Consider the following 17,578-nt stretch of genomic DNA (forward strand, 5'->3'; position numbering starts at 1 on the left):
AGAGCCTCCTGCTGGAAAAATCGCGTAACACTGCCTGATGGCGCTTCGCTTATCAGGCCTACAAAATCAGTATGTACGGGTATTTGATTATAGGTCGTCAAACACGCTTAACGCATCCGCAAGCTTCTTAACGCCAAAGACCTGCATGCCTTCCGGTACTTTTTTCGGTACGTTAGCGGCAGGGACAATCGCCCGGCGAAAGCCGTGCTTCGCCGCTTCCGAAATACGCTCCTGTCCGCTGGGTACCGGACGGATTTCGCCCGCCAACCCCACTTCGCCAAAGACCACTAAATCCTGTGGCAGCGGTCTGTCACGCAGGCTGGAGACCATTGCCAGCAGCAACGCCAGGTCGGCGCTGGTTTCAGTGACTTTTACGCCGCCGACTACGTTAACAAACACGTCCTGATCCGCCATCTGCAAGCCACCGTGACGATGCAGCACCGCCAGCAGAATCGCCAGACGGTTCTGTTCCAGACCGACCGCCACGCGACGCGGGTTCGCCATCATTGAGTGATCGACCAGCGCCTGAATCTCTACCAGCAGCGGGCGCGTACCTTCCCAGACCACCATCACCGAACTGCCGGAGGTGACCTCGTCGCCACGGCTTAAGAAGATAGCGGAAGGGTTGCTGACTTCACGCAGGCCCTGTTCGGTCATGGCAAAGACGCCCAGTTCGTTCACCGCGCCAAAGCGGTTTTTATGGCTACGCAGAGTACGGAAACGGGAATCGGCGTCACCGTCGAGCAGTACCGAACAGTCAATACAGTGTTCGAGCACCTTCGGCCCGGCCAGCGAGCCGTCTTTGGTGACGTGGCCGACCATCACAATCGCCACGCCGCGCGTTTTGGCAAAGCGCGTCAGGTAAGCCGCCGTTTCACGCACCTGCGCCACGCTGCCCGGCGAAGACTGAATATCCGCCATGTGCATTACCTGAATGGAGTCGATCACCATCAGCTTCGGCTGTTCTTCTTCGGCAATCAGGCAAATTTGTTCGATACTGGTTTCCGACAGCATATTCAGATTCGCTGTCGGCAAACCGAGCCGGTGCGCACGCATCGCCACCTGCTGCAGTGACTCTTCACCGGTGACGTACAGAGTTTTCATCTGCTCAGCGAGCTTGCACAGCGTTTGCAGCAGCAGCGTTGATTTCCCCGCGCCGGGGTTACCGCCAATCAGAATAGCGCTGCCGGGTACCACACCGCCGCCCAGCACGCGGTCAAATTCTTTAAATCCAGTGGAAAAACGCGGCAGTTCTTCAAGGCTGATGTCAGACAGCTTCTGCACTTTTGCCACGCCCGCATTCCCGGCATAGCCACTGAGCCGCTCGTTACGCGCCACCGTTGGCGATGCGGCAAGGCGCACCTCGGTAATGGTATTCCAGGCCTGACAGGCGCTGCATTGCCCCTGCCAGCGCGGGTAATCGGCCCCGCATTCATTACAAACAAAGGCGCGTTTTGGAGCTTTGGCCACGTTTTACCTCTTTCGTTAACGCTTTTGCCGGATGGAGCAGGCGCTTATCCGGCCTACGGACACCCTGCCATCAGGCAATTTAATCATTTCTGGTTCATGCTGCCGGAGAGAATGCAGAACACGCCCATCAGGTCAGCGTGGCGGATAGTAATCTCCGTCTTTTCATTCACTTTCGGTTTAGCATGATACGCAATACCCAGCCCGGCCGTTTTGATCATCGGCAGATCGTTAGCACCGTCGCCGATCGCCACCGTCTGCGCCATCGGGATCTCATATTCTTGTGCCAGGCGGGTCAGGGTATTGGCTTTGTACTGGGCATCGACGATATCGCCGATCACGTTGCCGGTAAATTTACCGTCCATGATCTCCAGCTCGTTTGCCACAGCCGCCGTCAGACGCAGTTTATTACGCAGGTAATCGGCAAAGAAGGTAAAGCCGCCAGAGGCAATAGCCACTTTCCAGCCGAGCGTCTCCAGTTTTAACACCAGCTGTGTCAGGCCTGGCATCAGCGGTAGCGTTTCGCGCACCTGGTGCAGAATATTGGCATCAGCACCCTTCAGCGTCGCCACGCGACTACGCAGGCTGGCGGTAAAGTCCAGTTCGCCGCGCATTGCGCGTTCCGTGACTTCCGCAACCATCTCACCGGTTCCAGCCAGTTTAGCAATTTCATCAATGCATTCGATCTGGATTGCCGTTGAGTCCATGTCCATCACCAGTAAACCCGGTGTGCGCAGATGCGGAATTTTGCCTAACGGGGCAACATCCAGTTTGGCATCATGCGCCAGTTTTGCCGCGCGCGGCGTTAACGAACCCGCCAGGCGAATCACCTGATAATCCTCGACGCACCAGGCAGCAACAATCACCATCGCTGCACCCAGTTTGCTCTGGTATTGCGTTAAACGTTGTTTATCCAGACCACGACCGTACAGCAGCCAGCCACTGCGGCCCGCGTGGTAGTCCAGCGGCATGACTTCATCGCCACTTAAAGAGAGAGGCAGACCTGGCCACAGAGAAACATCTTCAGGTAGATCGCACCAGGTTATGTTAGGCATTAAAGCTCCTGTAAAATCGTTCGGGTCGGAATCATCAGGGGAAAATAACGCATGAGGCTACCCTGTAACCAGCGCTTCTGGCAACATTAAGTCTCAAATTTTCAGCAGGTGGAATATGGCTCGCGCAAAACTGAAATTCCGACTTCATCGTGCAGTGATTGTATTGTTCTGTCTTGCGCTGCTCGTCGCCCTGATGCAGGGCGCATCCTGGTTTAGTCAAAGTCACCAGCAGCAGCGTAATCCGCAGCTCGAAGAGCTGGCCCGTACGCTGGCCCGCCAGGTGGCGCTAAATGTTGCTCCGCTAATGCGTACCGAAACGCCGGATGAAAAACGCATCAAAGCGGTACTCACACAGCTGACGGAAAGTAGCCGTATTCTGGACGCTGGCGTATACGATGAACAGGGAGACCTGATTACGCGCACCGGCGAGAGCGTCAACGTTCGTGACCGACTGGCGCTCGACGGCAAAAAAGCCGGGGGTTATTTTAACCAGCAGATTGTCGAACCCATTCAGGGGAAAAATGGTCCGCTGGGCTATTTGCGTCTGACGCTGGATACCCACACCCTCGCCACCGAGGCGAAGCAGGTAGATAACACCACCAATATCTTACGCCTGATGCTGCTGCTGGCGCTGGCGATTGGCGTCGTGCTCACCCGTACCTTATTGCAAGGCAAGCGTACCCGCTGGCAGCAATCCCCTTTCCTGTTGACCGCCAACAAACCGGTGCAGGAAGAAGACAACGAGAAAAAAGAGTAAAAGCAGTAAAAACTGTAAAACAGAAGGGAAATCAACCATGACTACACTACGCCTGCTTATCTCAGACTCTTATGATCCGTGGTTTAACCTCGCGGTCGAAGAGTGCATTTTTCGCCAGATGCCCGCCACGCAGCGCGTCCTGTTCTTGTGGCGTAACGCCGATACGGTGGTGATTGGCCGGGCGCAAAACCCGTGGAAAGAGTGTAATACCCGCCGTATGGAGGAAGACAACGTGCGGCTCGCCCGCCGTAGCAGCGGCGGCGGCGCGGTGTTCCATGACTTAGGTAATACCTGCTTTACCTTTATGGCCGGTAAACCGGAGTACGACAAAACCATTTCCACCGCGATTGTCCTCAACGCATTGAATTCTCTGGGTGTGACGGCTGATGCCTCCGGGCGTAACGATCTGGTTGTGAAAACGCCAGACGGCGATCGCAAGGTTTCAGGCTCTGCTTATCGGGAAACGAAAGATCGCGGATTCCACCACGGCACGCTGCTGCTAAATGCCGATCTCAGCCGCCTGGCAAATTATCTCAATCCCGACAAAAAGAAACTCGCGGCAAAGGGGATCACCTCTGTCCGCTCACGGGTGGCGAATTTGACGGAACTGTTACCGGGCATCACCCATGAACAGGTCTGTCAGGCCATCACGGAAGCCTTTTTTGCTCATTATGGCGAACGCGTTGAAGCGGAAGTGATCTCACCAGATAAAACGCCGGACCTGCCAAATTTTGCCGAAACCTTTGCCCGCCAGAGCAGTTGGGAATGGAATTTTGGTCAGGCACCTGCTTTCTCGCATCTGCTGGACGAGCGTTTCACCTGGGGTGGCGTTGAGCTGCATTTCGACGTCGAAAAAGGTCATATCACGCGCTCACAGGTGTTTACCGACAGTCTCAATCCCGCGCCGTTAGAAGCGCTGGCGGAGCGGCTACAGGGCTGCCAGTATCGCGCCGATGTTTTACAGCAGACTTGCGAAGCGCTGGTTACGGAATATCCGGATCAGGAAAGCGAGCTGCGTGAACTGGCGGCGTGGGTGGCGAAGGCCGTGCGTTAAGCGATTAGTGGCGAATTGCCGGATGGCGGCTACGCCTTATCCGGCCTACAAGACCGCTCCTGTAGGCCTGACAAGCGAAGCGCCATCAGGCATTAATAGCGGCATTCCCGTAGGCCCGGTAAGCGAAGCGCCACCGGGCCACAACAACCCTTACTCTTTATCGCCCAGCAGAACGGATTCCAGCGCGATTTTGATCATGTCGTTGAAGGTCGTCTGACGTTCAGCGGCAGTGGTCTGCTCGTGAGTACGGATATGGTCGGAAACGGTGCAGATGGTCAGCGCTTTTGCACCAAATTCCGCAGCAACACCGTAGATGCCCGCCGCTTCCATTTCCACGCCCAGCACGCCGTATTTTTCCATCACGTCGAACATTTCACCGTCCGGAGAGTAGAACAGGTCAGCAGAGAACAGGTTGCCCACGCGCGCGTCTACACCCAGTGCTTTTGCCGCATCAACCGCGTTACGCACCATGTCGAAGTCAGCGATAGCAGCGAAGTCATGATCTTTAAAACGGATACGGTTAACTTTGGAGTCGGTGCAGGCGCCCATACCGATAACCACGTCACGCAGTTTAACGTCCATACGCACAGCGCCGCAGGAGCCTACGCGAATGATTTTCTTCACGCCGAAATCGGTGATCAGCTCTTTGGTGTAGATGGAGCAGGACGGGATACCCATACCGTGACCCATAACGGAGATCTTACGGCCTTTGTAAGTACCGGTAAAACCTAACATGCCGCGAACGTTGTTCACTTCACGAACATCTTCGAGGAAAGTTTCAGCAATATGCTTTGCACGCAGCGGGTCGCCCGGCATCAATACGACGTCAGCGAAATCACCCATTTCTGCATTAATATGTGGAGTTGCCATTTTTTGTCCTTATTTCGTTGTTATTGCCTGATGGCGGCTACGCCTTATCAGGCCTACAAAACGTATGTAAAACAGTGAAATACCCTAAGGATTTCGCGTTGTAGGAAGGCGACGAATTCGTGAATCCCCGGGAGCATAGATTCACTATGTGACCGGGGTGAGCGAATGAAGTCAACGCATCTACAGCGCGAAAGACAACGGGTATTACAGCATGTTTTTACCGTAGTCCATCGGTGACGTACCAAAGTAGCTCGCCAGCGTCTGACCGATATCCGCGAAGGTTTCACGGTGACCTAAAGAACCTGGTTTCACTTTCGGGCCGTAGACCAGTACCGGGATGTGCTCACGGGTGTGGTCAGTGCCGGTCCAGCTTGGGTCGCAGCCGTGGTCAGCGGTCAGGATCAGAATGTCATCTTCACCCACCAGCTCCATCAGCTCAGGCAGACGGCGGTCGAACAGTTCCAGGCCCGCAGCATAACCGGCGATATCGCGACGATGTCCCCAGGAAGAGTCGAAATCAACGAAGTTGGTGAAGACGATGGTCTTATCACCTGCTTCTTTCATCTCTTTGATGGTGGCGTCGAACAGCGCGTCCAGACCGGTGGCTTTCACTTTTTTGGTGATGCCGCAGTTAGCGTAGATATCCGCAATTTTACCGACGGAAACCACGTGACCGTCTTTTTCGTCGACCAGTTTCTGCAGCACGGTCGGTGCTGGCGGCTCAACGGCCAGGTCGTGACGGTTACCGGTACGCTGGAAGTTACCGGCTTTATCACCGATGAACGGACGTGCGATAACACGACCGATGTTGTAACCACCTTCGGTCAGCTCTTCACGTGCGATTTCGCACAGCTCGTAGAGTTTATCCAGGCCAAACGTCTCTTCGTGGCAGGCAATCTGGAACACGGAGTCAGCGGAGGTATAGAAAATCGGCTTGCCGGTTTTCATATGCTCTTCACCCAGTTGATCCAGGATCACGGTACCGGAAGAGTGGCAGTTGCCGAGGTAGCCTGGCAGGTTGGCACGTTTTACCAGTTTATCCAGCAGTTCCTGCGGGAAGCTGTTTTCATGATCGGAGAAATAACCCCAATCAAAGAGAACCGGGACACCCGCGATTTCCCAGTGGCCAGACGGCGTGTCTTTTCCGGAAGAAAGTTCATGCGCCCATGCGTAGGCACCAATCACTTCCGCGTTACCGTCCATACCAGCAGCAATTTTACCGGTAGAACCTTCGTGAGCTTTCACCAGGCCCAGACGGGTCAGGTTAGGCAGATTCAGTGGACCTTTGCGACCATTGTCAGCCTCACCTTTCGCACAGGCTTCTGCAATGTGTCCCATAGTGTCTGAACCTACGTCGCCAAAGCGATCCGCATCTTCAGTCGCACCAATACCAAAGGAGTCCAGCACCATAATAAATGCACGTTTCATCTTGTTCTCCATACATCTGCGCCGCAAAAAAGCGATCAGATCAGTATACAGTTATTCGGTAATACGACGATAGACTGTCGGTGTAATTTCTGGCGCTTTATCGTCAAGGCTAATTGCCGCTTTGACCGCTTTCGCCGCTTCCTGCCAGCTGGCTTCGTCTTTCGCGTGGATCACCGCCAGCGGGCGTTGTCCGTCTACGCTGTCGCCCAGACGCGCCATATCGCTAAAGCCAACGCTGTAATCAATGGTGTCCGAAGCCTGACGACGACCGCCACCCATGGAAACGACCGCCATCCCCAGCGCGCGGGTATCCATCGCGCTGACAAAGCCTTCGGTATCAGCATATACCGCTTTGCTGAGCATTGCCGTCGGCAGATACTTCGCATAATTTTCGACGAAATCGGTCGGGCCTTTTTGCGCCGCAACCATGCGACCAAAAATCTCTGCCGCTTTACCGTTGTCCAGCACCGCCTGCAATTTCGCACGGGCTTCGGCGTCATCTTTCGCCAGATTGCCGGAGATCAGCATTTCCACGCACAGCGCCATGGTGACGTCTAACAGACGTGGATTGCGGTATTCACCGGTCAGGAACTGCACCGCTTCGCGAACTTCGACCGCGTTACCTGCGCTGGAGGCCAGCACCTGATTCATATCGGTTAACAGCGCGGTGGTACGTACACCCGCACCGTTTGCCACACCGACAATCGCTTCAGCAAGAGCTTCAGAAAGCTCGTAGGTCGGCATAAAGGCGCCGCTGCCCACTTTCACATCCATCACTAGCGCATCCAGCCCTTCCGCCAGTTTTTTCGCCAGAATGGAACCGGTAATCAGCGGGATGGAATCCACCGTCGCGGTAATATCGCGGGTGGCATAAAAACGTTTATCCGCCGGTGCGAGCGAGCTGGTTTGCCCAATAATCGCCACACCCACGTCTTTAATAATTTCACGGAAGCGCGCGTCGTCCGGGAAGATGTCAAATCCAGGAATCGCTTCCAGTTTATCGAGCGTACCGCCGGTATGCCCCAGGCCACGCCCGGAGATCATCGGAATATAGCCGCCGCACGCTGCGACCATCGGGCCTAACATCAGTGACGTTACGTCACCTACACCGCCGGTAGAGTGTTTATCCACAATCGGGCCGTTCAGCTGCAGGCTTTTCCAGTCCAGCACGGTTCCTGAATCACGCATTGCCATGGTCAGCGAAACTCGCTCAGGCATTGTCATATCGTGGAAGAAAATGGTCATCGCCAGGGCGGCGATTTGCCCTTCAGAGATGGTGTTGTCGCGAATACCATTGATAAAGAAACGAATTTCTTCATCGCTCAGCGCATGACCATCACGTTTTTTACGAATAATTTCTTGTGCGAGAAACACGGTAACCCCCAGGGGAAAAGAGTAGAAGGCCGTTGTAGGCCGGGTAAGCAACGCGCCACCCGGCAGTCGTCTTAATGCCGGATGGCGGCTACGCCTTATCCGGCCTACGTCGCTACAGCTCCGGCAATATAAGGCTTAGTAGCTGCTTGCGCTCTTGCCGTCGCCGTGACCCAGCGCTTTCAGCAGGCTCGCCAGCAGGCTGGATGCGCCAAAACGGTAGTGACGAGAATCAGCCCAGTCAGCGCCAAACAGTTCATCGGCAATCGCCAGGAACTGCTGTGCATCTTCTGCAGTGCGCACGCCACCAGCCGGTTTGAAACCTACAGTTTTAGAAACACCCATGTCGCGGATCACTTCCATCATGATGCGTGCGCTTTCCGGCGTCGCATTGACCGGCACTTTACCGGTAGAGGTTTTGATGAAATCAGCACCGGCTTTGATGGAGATTTCAGACGCTTTGCGAATCAGTGCTTCTTCTTTCAACTCACCGGTTTCGATGATGACTTTCAGCAGCACGTTTGCCGCCGCACACGCGTCTTTGCAGGCTTTAACCAGATCGAAACCAATCTGCTCGTTACCGGCGATCAGCGCACGGTACGGGAACACCACGTCAACTTCATCTGCGCCGTAAGCAATCGCCGCGCGGGTTTCAGCCAGCGCAATCTCGATGTCGTCGTTGCCATGCGGGAAGTTGGTTACGGTTGCAATGCGGATGTCCGGCGTGCCCTGCTCTTTCAGGGTCTTACGCGCAATAGGGATGAAACGCGGATAGATACAGATTGCGGCAGTGTTGCCAACCGGAGTCTTCGCCTGATGACACAGCGCGATCACTTTTTCATTGGTGTCGTCGTCATTCAGGGTGGTCAGGTCCATCAGTTTCAGTGCACGCAGGCTGCTTGCTGTTAAATCGGTCATAACATTCTCCAACGGCATCGCCGTATAAAATTTCACCTTGCGAGTTTGTTAGTATTCTAACATCCGCTCGCTATTACACTTCGATATACATCACAGTTAATGAAAACCACATACAGATTTGCATTACTCTAATGAGATCTACTTCAAATAAATCACCTTTTCTAAAGGGATGCGGTGGCATCAGGCGCATCCGGATCAAAGGTTGCGGCGGCGTTGCTTTCTACAATGGCGTTACACCTTCGGGATAAAAAGGAATCAACGATGCCCACTTCAAGCGAACTCGCGCTGCAACAGCGTTGCCAACAAATCGTGACCAGCCCAGTGCTCAGCCCTGAGCAGAAACGCCACTTTCTGGCGCTGGAAGCTGAAAACGCGCTGCCTTACCCGCAACTGCCTGCACAGGCACGTCAGGCGCTGGATGATGGGGTAATCTGCGATATGTACGAAGGTCATGCCCCGTTCAAACCGCGCTATGTTTTACCCGATTACGCGCGTTTTCTGGCCAATGGCTCATCGTGGCTGGAGCTGGAAGGCGCCAGGGATCTTGATGACGCGTTATCCTTACTCACTATTCTTTACCACCATGTTCCGTCAGTGACGTCGATGCCGGTTTATCTCGGTCAGCTCGATGCCCTGCTGCAACCGTATGTTAGAATTCTAACACAAGACGAGATCGATATTCGAATAAAACGTTTCTGGCGTTATCTCGACAGAACCCTGCCAGACGCGTTTATGCATGCCAATATCGGCCCGGCCGATACACCAGTCACCCGTGCAATTTTACGCGCAGATGCAGAGTTAAAGCAGGTTTCGCCTAATCTGACATTCATTTATGACCCGCAAATCACACCTGACGATCTGCTGCTCAACGTGGCGCAAAATATCTGCGAGTGCAGTAAGCCGCATATTTCCAACGGCCCTGAAAATGATAAAATTTTCACAAAAGGTCAGTATGGCGTCGTCAGTTGTTACAACTCTTTGCCGCTCGCCGGGGGTGGAAGCACACTGGTCAGGCTTAATCTGAAAGCCATCGCAGAGCGCAGCACCTCTGTCGATGACTTCTTTACGCGCACCCTACCGCACTACTGCCAGCAGCAAATCGCCATCATTGATTCACGATGTGAATTTCTCTATGAGAAATCACATTTCTTTGAGAATAGCTTCCTCGTGCAGGAAGGGTTGATTGATCCCGAACGTTTTGTGCCTATGTTCGGGATGTATGGTCTGGCGGAGGCGGTGAACCTGCTGTGCGATAAGGCGGGACAGAATGCGCGCTATGGGAAAGATGAGTTCGCCAATCAGCTCGGCTATCGTATTAGCGCCTACCTGGCGGAGTTTGTCGAAAATACCCCGGTGAAATATGGCTGGAAGCAGCGCGCGATGCTGCATGCACAGTCGGGGATCAGTTCTGACATCGGCACCACGCCAGGTGCACGCCTGCCTTACGGCGATGAGCCGGACCCGATCACCCATCTGCAAACCGTCGCGCCACATCACGCGTTTTATCACGCCGGGATCAGCGACATTCTCACGCTGGATGAAACCATCAAGCGTAATCCTCAGGCGCTGGTGCAGTTGTGCCTCGGGGCGTTTAAAGCCGGAATGCGCGAGTTTACCGCCAACGTGAGCGGCAACGATCTGGTCCGTGTCACCGGGTATATGGTGCGCCTGTCGGATCTGGAAAAGTATCGCGCCGAAGGGTCACGAACCAACACCACCTGGCTTGGCGAAGAAGCCGCGCGCAATACGCGCATTCTGGAACGACAACCTCGCGTGATTAGCCATGAACAGCAGATGCGCTTTAGTCAGTAGGCTGATTCCTTTCTCCTGCGTCGACGGGCCGGGCAGTCGCCTGGCTCTGTTTCTGCAAGGATGTAATCTGCGCTGTAAAAATTGCCACAATCCGTGGACGATGGGACGCTGCAACGACTGCGGGGAGTGTGTGCTGCATTGCCCGCATGAGGCGCTGAGCCTGAGCGCAGGGAAAGTGTGGTGGCAGTCCGATGTGTGTCAGCAGTGTGACACCTGCCTGCATATGTGCCCCCAGCAGGCCACGCCGATGGCGCAGAGTATGAGCGTTGATGAAGTGCTGCAACATATTCGCAAGGCAGTGCTGTTTATCGAAGGGATAACCGTTAGTGGCGGTGAAGCGACTACCCAGCTGCCGTTTATTGTGGCGCTATTTACCGCGATTAAAACCGATCCGCAGTTGCAACACCTGACCTGCATGGCCGACAGCAACGGCATGCTGAGCGAAACCGGCTGGCAGAAGCTGCTGCCGGTGTGCGACGGCGTAATGCTGGATTTAAAAGCTTGGGACAGCACGTGTCATCGGCAGCTTACCGGCCGCGATAACACGCTGATTAAACAAAGCATTACCTTTTTGTCCGGGCAGAGAAAACTGGCGGAACTCCGCCTACTGGTAATTCCTGGTCAGGAAGATTATCTACAGCATATCGATGCGCTGGCGGCGTTTATCAAACGCACCGGTGACGTACCGGTACGGCTGAATGCCTTTCATGCGCACGGGGTGTATGGCGAAGCGAAGGACTGGCCGAGCGCCACGCCGAAGGATGTGGAACACCTGGCGCAAAGATTGCGCGAGCGCAGAGTGGATAATTTGATCTTCCCGGCGCTGTACCTGTGATTGCCGGATGCGGCTACATCATTTGCAGGCCGGAAAAAACACAGCCGCGATCCGGCGAAGTTATGCCTGATGCGCTTTGCTTATCAGGCCTACGAAGCACACGCTTTTGTAGGCCGGATAAGGCGCAGCCGCCATCCGGCGAAGTTATGCCTGATGCGCTTCGCTTATCAGGCCTACGGAGCGCATACTTTTGTAGGCCGGATAAGGCGCAGCCGCCATCCGGCAAAGATATGCCTGATGCGCTTCGCTTATCAGGCCTACGAAGCGCACACTTTTGTAGGCCGGATAAGGCGCAGCCGCGATCCGGCGAAGTTATGCCTGATGCGCTTCGCTTATCAGGCCTACGGAGCGCATACTTTTGTAGGCCGGATAAGGCGCAGCCGCGATCCGGCGAAGTTATGCCTGATGCGCTTCGCTTATCAGGCCTACGAAGCGGACACTTTTGTCGGCTGGCTACGCCATCCAATCACATGTTAAACAGCGCCGTGGTATTACGATACAGCACGTCAGCGATCACGTCCGCAGGTTCCGGGTGCAGTTCGCATAAGACGTCGAAGACTCTGACTACCTGCTCCGGGCGGTTAGGCTGCCCCTGAAAGCCGTTGAGCGGCATATCCGGCGCGTCGGTTTCCAGCAACAGCGATTCCAGCGGCAGTTGCGCTATTACCTCGCGGGTTTTACTGGCGCGCGGATAGGTAATGGTGCCTCCCACGCCAATTTTGTATCCCAGTTGCACAAAGCGCTCTGCCTGCTGCACGCTCCCGGAAAAACCATGCACCACGCCAGTTCGCGGCAAAGCATGACGTTTCAGGTGCATCGCCAGCTTGTCATGGGTGCGCCGCGAATGCAGGATCACCGGCATTTCATACCGCTTCGCCAGCTTTAGCTGCGCTTCCAGCACCCGCTCTTGCTTATCGAATTGCGGATCGTCCCGATACAGATCCAATCCAATCTCGCCTACCGCCACCAGCTTTTGTGGGCGCTTATCCAGTTCCTGTTGCAACTGGTCCAGGCAGTCATCGCTATGTTGTTCAATAACAATGGGATGCAGACCAAGCGCGGCAAACAATGGAGGATAATTTTCCGCTAACGCCAGTACGCGGGGAAAATTCGCCGCCTGGGTGGCCGGAACGATAATGCTCTGTACACCAACCTCCACCGCGCGCTGAATGCTGGCAGATTCATCGCCGGTAAACGGCGGGAAATCAAAGTGACAATGTGTATCGATAAAACGATAACTCACGCCAAATCCTCATTATCAAACGTCGTGTCGTTCGCCTGAGGCGCATCGGTCACCACTGGCACATGGGCATCGTTGGCCACCGGCGCGGGAGGAACTACCACCGGCCCCGGCACCACAATCTTCGGCGTCTGACGAGGCAGCGGCGCATTTTTCGCCAGCAGTTTGCCGACTGTCGCCAGAAAGTAACGACCGCACAGGCGTCCGGTTTTGTAATCTTCCCTCAGTGCCGGAATACGGCTGCCCAACGCCATGCTATGGAGTGGTTTTGGCGGATAGATCTCAAAAATACGCAGCTTGCCCGGCGGCTTCTCAATAAAACTCTGGATAGCACGATAGCTGGTCTCATGATGCTGCACCAGATTCAGAAACGGTTGCAGGCTACTTTCACCCAACCAGCGCTCCATACGTTTGAACCACTGCGGGGTGTAGTACATTTGCGAAGGCACAGTGCGAATCACTACCAACGTTTTTGCCCCCTGCTTCGCTGCCTCCTGCACAGGTATGGCATCACTAACTCCTCCATCCAGATAGTTCACGCCGTCCAATACAACCCCTGTGCGGTAGAACCCGGGAATCGCGCTGGAGGCTCGAATGAGGTCGAGCCAGTTTTGCCGGTTCGGCGGAAAATAGCCGGGCGTGTAATCATCGCCCCGACAGGCGCACATATAAAACGCTTTCCCTGCGGCAAACAGGCGCTCGGCGTTATCCATTGCCAGCGGCATCTGGGACGCAGTCGAATCCACCAGCCAGTCGAGATCGATTAAGTTTCCCCCGCGCACAAAGCGCACCGGGTCAAAAAATTCGCGTCGGGTAGTGTATCGCATAATAACTTTGCGGCCGTAACCGGGCTGGTTACAGAGATAGGCTGAAAGGTTTTGCGCGCCAGCGGACGTCCCGTAGAAGAGCTCAAAAGGATTAAACTGCGCGCGCATGAATTCATCCAGTACGCCAGCGGTAAAGATACCTCTTTGTCCCCCACCCTCGCACACCAGCGCCATATTGCCTGGTTGAAACGGACGTAACGATAACGGCGCAATATTACCGAGCGTGACGGGTATTCTCTGCCCCACCTCTGCCTTCCTGTTGTTTTTGTAATAGAGCAACAAAGTAACGCAAATTGCCTGACGCTAAAACCGTAAAAGCCAGTCCAATGGACTGGCTTAGTAGCAATTTTTCTTTACGGCTATGGGCTAGGGTCGTTTACGCCCGGTAAACAGGCTGACCAAAAACAGAATGATCCCCACCACAAACACAATTTTCGCAGCGCCGGCTGCGGTACCCGCCAGTCCACCAAAACCCAGTGCAGCGGCAATTAACGCGATAACCAGAAATATGATGCCCCATCGAAACATATGCTTCTCCTTTACCATAGTTAATTTCACCGCTTGATATGAGCGCTCAGGCTGCCCATCGGCGATATTTTCAGTGTGGTGCACAACACGCCTCCCGACAAACGTCAGGAGGACGAATTAAGTCTAATTACTGAGTTTTGAGATCGTTTTTGACGCTTTTCACGCCATCAATCGCTTTGGCGATGCTCTCAGCACGATCGCTTTGAGCCTGTGAATCGACGGTGCCTGAAAGTTGCACAACGCCATCGGTGGTCTCAACTTTCACCTTGCGGGAAGGGACGATATCATCGGCCAGCAGCTTGGCTTTTACCTCACTGGTGATTGCCGTATCGCCCGCATAACCTTTTACAGAGGTGTCTTTGCTATCGCGCACGTGCAGTTTGTCGCTAACGGAGGTCACACCCTCAACGCCTTTCGCCACTTTCACCGCTTCTTCGGCCTGTGCCTGGCTTTCAACAAACCCGCTTAGTGTCACCACCTTTTGATCTGTTTTGACGGAAATATCGGTGCTCTTAATACTTTCGTGGTCCACCAGCGCGGCTTTTACTTTCGCGGTGATGGTGCTGTCATCCATGAAATTACCGACTTTGTTCATAGAGCTATCGACTTTCTGCCCCGCACTTTCGACGCCGGATTGCGCTTTATCCATCGTGGCGTTTTCTGCATAAGCAGAACCCGTTGCAACAGCGGAGGTCAGCATCACGGCCAGCAGCGTTTTAGAAATCTTAAGTCCTGTCATTGTCATCGATGTATTCCTGTATGTTTTGCTAAAAGCTATGCTCTGCCGTTACACGGCCTGAACCAGCAACTAATCTTGTAAGTGGAATAAATATCAGCAATAGACGCTGCAACAGGCAGCCTAAAAAGCATTTAACGCCGATATTTATGTCATCACATTGTTAAATATAGTTCACGATTTCGTGATCGCAGTCAGAATTGATTAAAAAACAGGCAAACAAAAGAAAAACGCGAGGTTTTAAGAACATTCCGCAAGGGATTTAAAAGACAGGAAAAGTTGCAGGACACGGCGGATACCGTGCCCTGGAAGGTCGATTAGTGTTCGCGTGTTTTACGGAACTGAACGTCCGGGTAACGTTCCTGGGTGAGATTCAGGTTAACCATGGTTGGTGCGATATAGGTGAGGTTATCGCCGCCATCCAGCGCCAGCTGAATTTCGTTCTTACGCTTAAATTCTTCGAATTTCTTCACGTCAGAACATTCTACCCAGCGCGCAGTCGCCACGTTGACAGATTCATAAATCGCTTCAACGTTGTACTCGCTCTTCAGACGTGAAACCACCACGTCAAACTGCAGCACACCGACAGCGCCCACGATCAAATCGTTATTGGCGATCGGACGGAATACCTGCACTGCGCCCTCTTCTGACAGCTGAACCAGCCCTTTCAGCAGCTGTTTCTGCTTCAATGGATCCTTCAGGCGAATACGACGGAACAGCTCCGGTGCGAAGTTCGGAATACCGGTGAACTTCATCATTTCGCCCTGGGTAAAGGTATCGCCGATCTGGATAGTGCCGTGGTTATGCAGACCGAGAATATCGCCCGGATACGCTTCTTCCACATGAGAACGGTCACCGGCCATAAAGGTGAGTGCGTCGGAGATCACCACGTCTTTACCAATGCGCACCTGGCGCATTTTCATGCCTTTCTCATACTTGCCGGATACCACACGCATGAACGCCACGCGGTCACGGTGTTTCGGGTCCATGTTGGCCTGAATTTTAAACACGAAACCGGTGAACTTCTCTTCTGAGGCTTCGACGACGCGGGTGTCGGTTTTACGCGGCATCGGCGCAGGCGCCCACTCCACTAGGCCGTCCAGCATATGGTCAACGCCGAAGTTACCCAGCGCGGTACCGAAGAAGACTGGGGTGATTTCGCCCGCGAGGAACAGCTCATGGTCGAACTCGTTGGACGCGCCCTGCACCAGCTCCAGCTCGTCGCGCAGCTGCTGTGCCAGGTCTTCACCCACGGCAGCATCAAGTTCCGGGTTGTTCAGACCTTTAACAACACGCACTTCCTGAATGGTATGGCCTTTACCGGTCTGATACAGGTAAGTTTCATCTTTATAAAGGTGATAGACACCTTTGAACAACTTACCGCAGCCAATCGGCCAGGTGATTGGCGCACAGCCGATTTTCAGTTCGTTCTCGACTTCATCCAGCAGCTCCATCGGATCGCGGATGTCACGGTCGAGTTTGTTCATAAAGGTCAGGATCGGCGTATCGCGCAGACGGGTAACTTCCATCAGCTTACGGGTACGATCCTCGACGCCTTTTGCGGCATCGATAACCATCAGGCAGCAGTCCACCGCCGTCAGAGTACGATAGGTATCTTCGGAGAAGTCTTCGTGCCCCGGGGTGTCCAGCAGGTTCACCAGGCAGTCATGATACGGAAACTGCATCACAGAGGTGGTAATGGAGATACCACGCTGCTTTTCCATTTCCATCCAGTCAGATTTTGCATGCTGGCTGGAGCCACGGCCTTTTACCGTACCGGCGGTCTGAATGGCCTGTCCGAATAACAGTACCTTTTCAGTAATTGTCGTTTTACCGGCATCCGGGTGAGAAATAATGGCAAAAGTGCGGCGTTTGGCCACCTCTTGCAAATAAGGAGACAACGTCATAGTCAAATCTTCTTAGGTAAGCACGGCAACGGGCCGGGCAAGTTGAATACGAAAAATTGCGGCTATTTTACCCATCAACGGGGGGGAGGCAATCAGTGTTTACACAGGAGCTGCTCCAGTTCGCTTAATGACGCTACGGTCCAGGTCGGCTGAATGCCCGCTGGCTGCTCGCGGTGGTGCGTATTTAGCCAGCAGGTGGATAGCCCGGCGTTAATGCCGCCAAGAATATCGGACTCTGCGGTGTCACCCACCATCAGCACGCGAGAACGGTCAGGATTACCCGCCTGCTCCAGCGCATGGTCAAAAATACGGGGGTCGGGTTTTGCCACCCCAACCTGCTCAGAAATCACCAGCAGGTCGAAATAGTCGCGCAGCCCCGTCCGTTCAAGGCGGATTTGCTGCAACGCGGTAAAGCCGTTAGTAATGATGCCGATTTTCGTTTTATCGCGAATCGCATTGAGCAGAGAAACTGCCCCCGGCAACGGTGAGCAGATCTCCGCCATCGCATTGATGAATGCGTCATTAAGCTGGCCCGGTTCAACCTTCAGGCGTTCGGCCCAGCTCTGAAAACGGGCATGCTGCAGTTGTAATGAGGTAATCGCGCCGTTTTGGTAATCCACCCACAGCGGTTTATTCACGGCCTGGTAGTCCTGAAAATCTTCAGCGGTAAAGGTAATGCTATAGTCGAGAAACATCCGCTGTAAGCCGGTAAACGAGTCAAACGTAAACAGCGTTTCGTCGGCATCAAAGAAAATCCAGTCCCACTTCTTCAT

At 54.1% G+C, this 17,578-nt stretch carries 17 protein-coding genes; 5 read left to right on the forward strand and 12 right to left on the reverse strand.

The window, feature by feature from the left end; genetic code table 11:
* Positions 1-87 precede the first annotated feature (87 nt).
* Both radA and serB read right to left on the reverse strand, forming a co-directional pair.
* Positions 88-1,470, reverse strand: a complete 1,383-nt coding sequence (gene radA / locus GHC22_RS19825) for a DNA repair protein RadA (RefSeq protein WP_003829944.1) — start codon at positions 1,468-1,470, stop codon at positions 88-90.
* 83 nt (positions 1,471-1,553) lie between these two features.
* The gene (gene serB, locus GHC22_RS19830; RefSeq protein ID WP_003829946.1) at positions 1,554-2,522 is read right to left on the reverse strand and encodes a phosphoserine phosphatase; all 969 of its coding nucleotides are present in this window, start codon (positions 2,520-2,522) and stop codon (positions 1,554-1,556) included.
* Between the two features lie 115 nt (positions 2,523-2,637).
* Between serB and GHC22_RS19835 the strand changes: the two genes are divergently transcribed.
* Positions 2,638-3,279: a YtjB family periplasmic protein gene (locus GHC22_RS19835; protein WP_003829948.1), complete on the forward strand. Its 642-nt coding sequence runs from the start codon at positions 2,638-2,640 to the stop codon at positions 3,277-3,279.
* A gap of 37 nt (positions 3,280-3,316) precedes the next feature.
* Complete coding sequence (lplA, locus tag GHC22_RS19840) at positions 3,317-4,333, forward strand: lipoate--protein ligase LplA (protein ID WP_153753765.1); 1,017 nt, start codon at positions 3,317-3,319, stop codon at positions 4,331-4,333.
* A gap of 150 nt (positions 4,334-4,483) precedes the next feature.
* Here lplA and deoD read toward each other — a convergent pair whose 3' ends face one another.
* The 4 genes from deoD to deoC form a co-directional block, all read right to left on the reverse strand.
* A complete protein-coding gene (gene deoD, locus GHC22_RS19845; RefSeq protein WP_000224864.1) occupies positions 4,484-5,203 on the reverse strand; it encodes a purine-nucleoside phosphorylase in 720 nt (239 codons plus the stop codon).
* Between the two features lie 204 nt (positions 5,204-5,407).
* Positions 5,408-6,631 carry a phosphopentomutase gene (deoB, locus tag GHC22_RS19850; RefSeq protein ID WP_003019037.1) on the reverse strand — a complete coding sequence of 408 codons (1,224 nt, stop codon included), beginning with the start codon at positions 6,629-6,631 and terminating at the stop codon, positions 5,408-5,410.
* 51 nt (positions 6,632-6,682) lie between these two features.
* Positions 6,683-8,005, reverse strand: coding sequence for a thymidine phosphorylase (deoA, locus tag GHC22_RS19855; protein ID WP_016151609.1), 1,323 nt, complete (start codon positions 8,003-8,005; stop codon positions 6,683-6,685).
* 135 nt (positions 8,006-8,140) lie between these two features.
* The gene (deoC, locus tag GHC22_RS19860; RefSeq protein ID WP_003019042.1) at positions 8,141-8,920 is read right to left on the reverse strand and encodes a deoxyribose-phosphate aldolase; all 780 of its coding nucleotides are present in this window, start codon (positions 8,918-8,920) and stop codon (positions 8,141-8,143) included.
* 261 nt (positions 8,921-9,181) lie between these two features.
* Between deoC and GHC22_RS19865 the strand changes: the two genes are divergently transcribed.
* The 3 genes from GHC22_RS19865 (at position 9,182) to GHC22_RS19875 (ending at position 12,044) form a co-directional block, all read left to right on the forward strand.
* Positions 9,182-10,732, forward strand: coding sequence for a YjjI family glycine radical enzyme (locus GHC22_RS19865; protein WP_111466148.1), 1,551 nt, complete (start codon positions 9,182-9,184; stop codon positions 10,730-10,732).
* On the forward strand, positions 10,704-11,567 hold the full coding sequence (locus GHC22_RS19870; protein WP_153753766.1) for a YjjW family glycine radical enzyme activase: 864 nt from the start codon (positions 10,704-10,706) through the stop codon (positions 11,565-11,567). Before GHC22_RS19865 ends, GHC22_RS19870 begins: the two co-directional genes overlap by 29 nt.
* 69 nt (positions 11,568-11,636) lie before the next feature.
* Entirely contained in the window at positions 11,637-12,044 is a 408-nt protein-coding gene (locus GHC22_RS19875; RefSeq protein ID WP_153753767.1) for a hypothetical protein, read from the forward strand.
* Here the strand turns inward: GHC22_RS19875 and GHC22_RS19880 are convergent.
* From GHC22_RS19880 to yjjG, 6 genes are all read right to left on the reverse strand, one after another.
* Positions 12,034-12,810: a metal-dependent hydrolase gene (locus GHC22_RS19880; RefSeq protein WP_153753768.1), complete on the reverse strand. Its 777-nt coding sequence runs from the start codon at positions 12,808-12,810 to the stop codon at positions 12,034-12,036. The two genes, GHC22_RS19875 and GHC22_RS19880, sit on opposite strands and share 11 nt — an antisense overlap.
* Positions 12,807-13,880 carry a patatin family protein gene (locus GHC22_RS19885; protein ID WP_153753769.1) on the reverse strand — a complete coding sequence of 358 codons (1,074 nt, stop codon included), beginning with the start codon at positions 13,878-13,880 and terminating at the stop codon, positions 12,807-12,809. Before GHC22_RS19885 ends, GHC22_RS19880 begins: the two co-directional genes overlap by 4 nt.
* Positions 13,881-14,000: 120 nt before the next feature.
* Positions 14,001-14,162 (reverse strand): DUF1328 domain-containing protein, encoded by a 162-nt coding sequence (locus tag GHC22_RS19890; RefSeq protein ID WP_003019081.1) that lies wholly within the window; start codon positions 14,160-14,162, stop codon positions 14,001-14,003.
* 127 nt (positions 14,163-14,289) lie between these two features.
* Positions 14,290-14,907 carry a molecular chaperone OsmY gene (gene osmY, locus GHC22_RS19895; protein ID WP_071446017.1) on the reverse strand — a complete coding sequence of 206 codons (618 nt, stop codon included), beginning with the start codon at positions 14,905-14,907 and terminating at the stop codon, positions 14,290-14,292.
* A gap of 308 nt (positions 14,908-15,215) precedes the next feature.
* Positions 15,216-16,805: a peptide chain release factor 3 gene (gene prfC / locus GHC22_RS19900; RefSeq protein ID WP_003829982.1), complete on the reverse strand. Its 1,590-nt coding sequence runs from the start codon at positions 16,803-16,805 to the stop codon at positions 15,216-15,218.
* A 92-nt stretch (positions 16,806-16,897) separates the two neighbouring features.
* Positions 16,898-17,578: a pyrimidine 5'-nucleotidase gene (gene yjjG / locus GHC22_RS19905; RefSeq protein WP_008786125.1), complete on the reverse strand. Its 681-nt coding sequence runs from the start codon at positions 17,576-17,578 to the stop codon at positions 16,898-16,900.

Source organism: Citrobacter sp. H12-3-2, from assembly GCF_009649895.1.
GTDB classification, from domain to species: domain Bacteria; phylum Pseudomonadota; class Gammaproteobacteria; order Enterobacterales; family Enterobacteriaceae; genus Citrobacter; species Citrobacter portucalensis.

Coding starts and splice junctions, on each gene's coding strand:
- serB (WP_003829946.1), bottom strand. CDS start 2,522: ATGCCTAACATAACCTGGTGCGATCTACCTGAAGATGTTTCTCTGTGG.
- GHC22_RS19835 (WP_003829948.1), top strand. CDS start 2,638: ATGGCTCGCGCAAAACTGAAATTCCGACTTCATCGTGCAGTGATTGTA.
- lplA (WP_153753765.1), top strand. CDS start 3,317: ATGACTACACTACGCCTGCTTATCTCAGACTCTTATGATCCGTGGTTT.
- deoD (WP_000224864.1), bottom strand. CDS start 5,203: ATGGCAACTCCACATATTAATGCAGAAATGGGTGATTTCGCTGACGTC.
- deoB (WP_003019037.1), bottom strand. CDS start 6,631: ATGAAACGTGCATTTATTATGGTGCTGGACTCCTTTGGTATTGGTGCG.
- deoC (WP_003019042.1), bottom strand. CDS start 8,920: ATGACCGATTTAACAGCAAGCAGCCTGCGTGCACTGAAACTGATGGAC.
- GHC22_RS19865 (WP_111466148.1), top strand. CDS start 9,182: ATGCCCACTTCAAGCGAACTCGCGCTGCAACAGCGTTGCCAACAAATC.
- GHC22_RS19870 (WP_153753766.1), top strand. CDS start 10,704: ATGAACAGCAGATGCGCTTTAGTCAGTAGGCTGATTCCTTTCTCCTGC.
- GHC22_RS19875 (WP_153753767.1), top strand. CDS start 11,637: ATGCGCTTTGCTTATCAGGCCTACGAAGCACACGCTTTTGTAGGCCGG.
- GHC22_RS19890 (WP_003019081.1), bottom strand. CDS start 14,162: ATGTTTCGATGGGGCATCATATTTCTGGTTATCGCGTTAATTGCCGCT.
- osmY (WP_071446017.1), bottom strand. CDS start 14,907: ATGACAATGACAGGACTTAAGATTTCTAAAACGCTGCTGGCCGTGATG.
- prfC (WP_003829982.1), bottom strand. CDS start 16,805: ATGACGTTGTCTCCTTATTTGCAAGAGGTGGCCAAACGCCGCACTTTT.
- yjjG (WP_008786125.1), bottom strand. CDS start 17,578: ATGAAGAAGTGGGACTGGATTTTCTTTGATGCCGACGAAACGCTGTTT.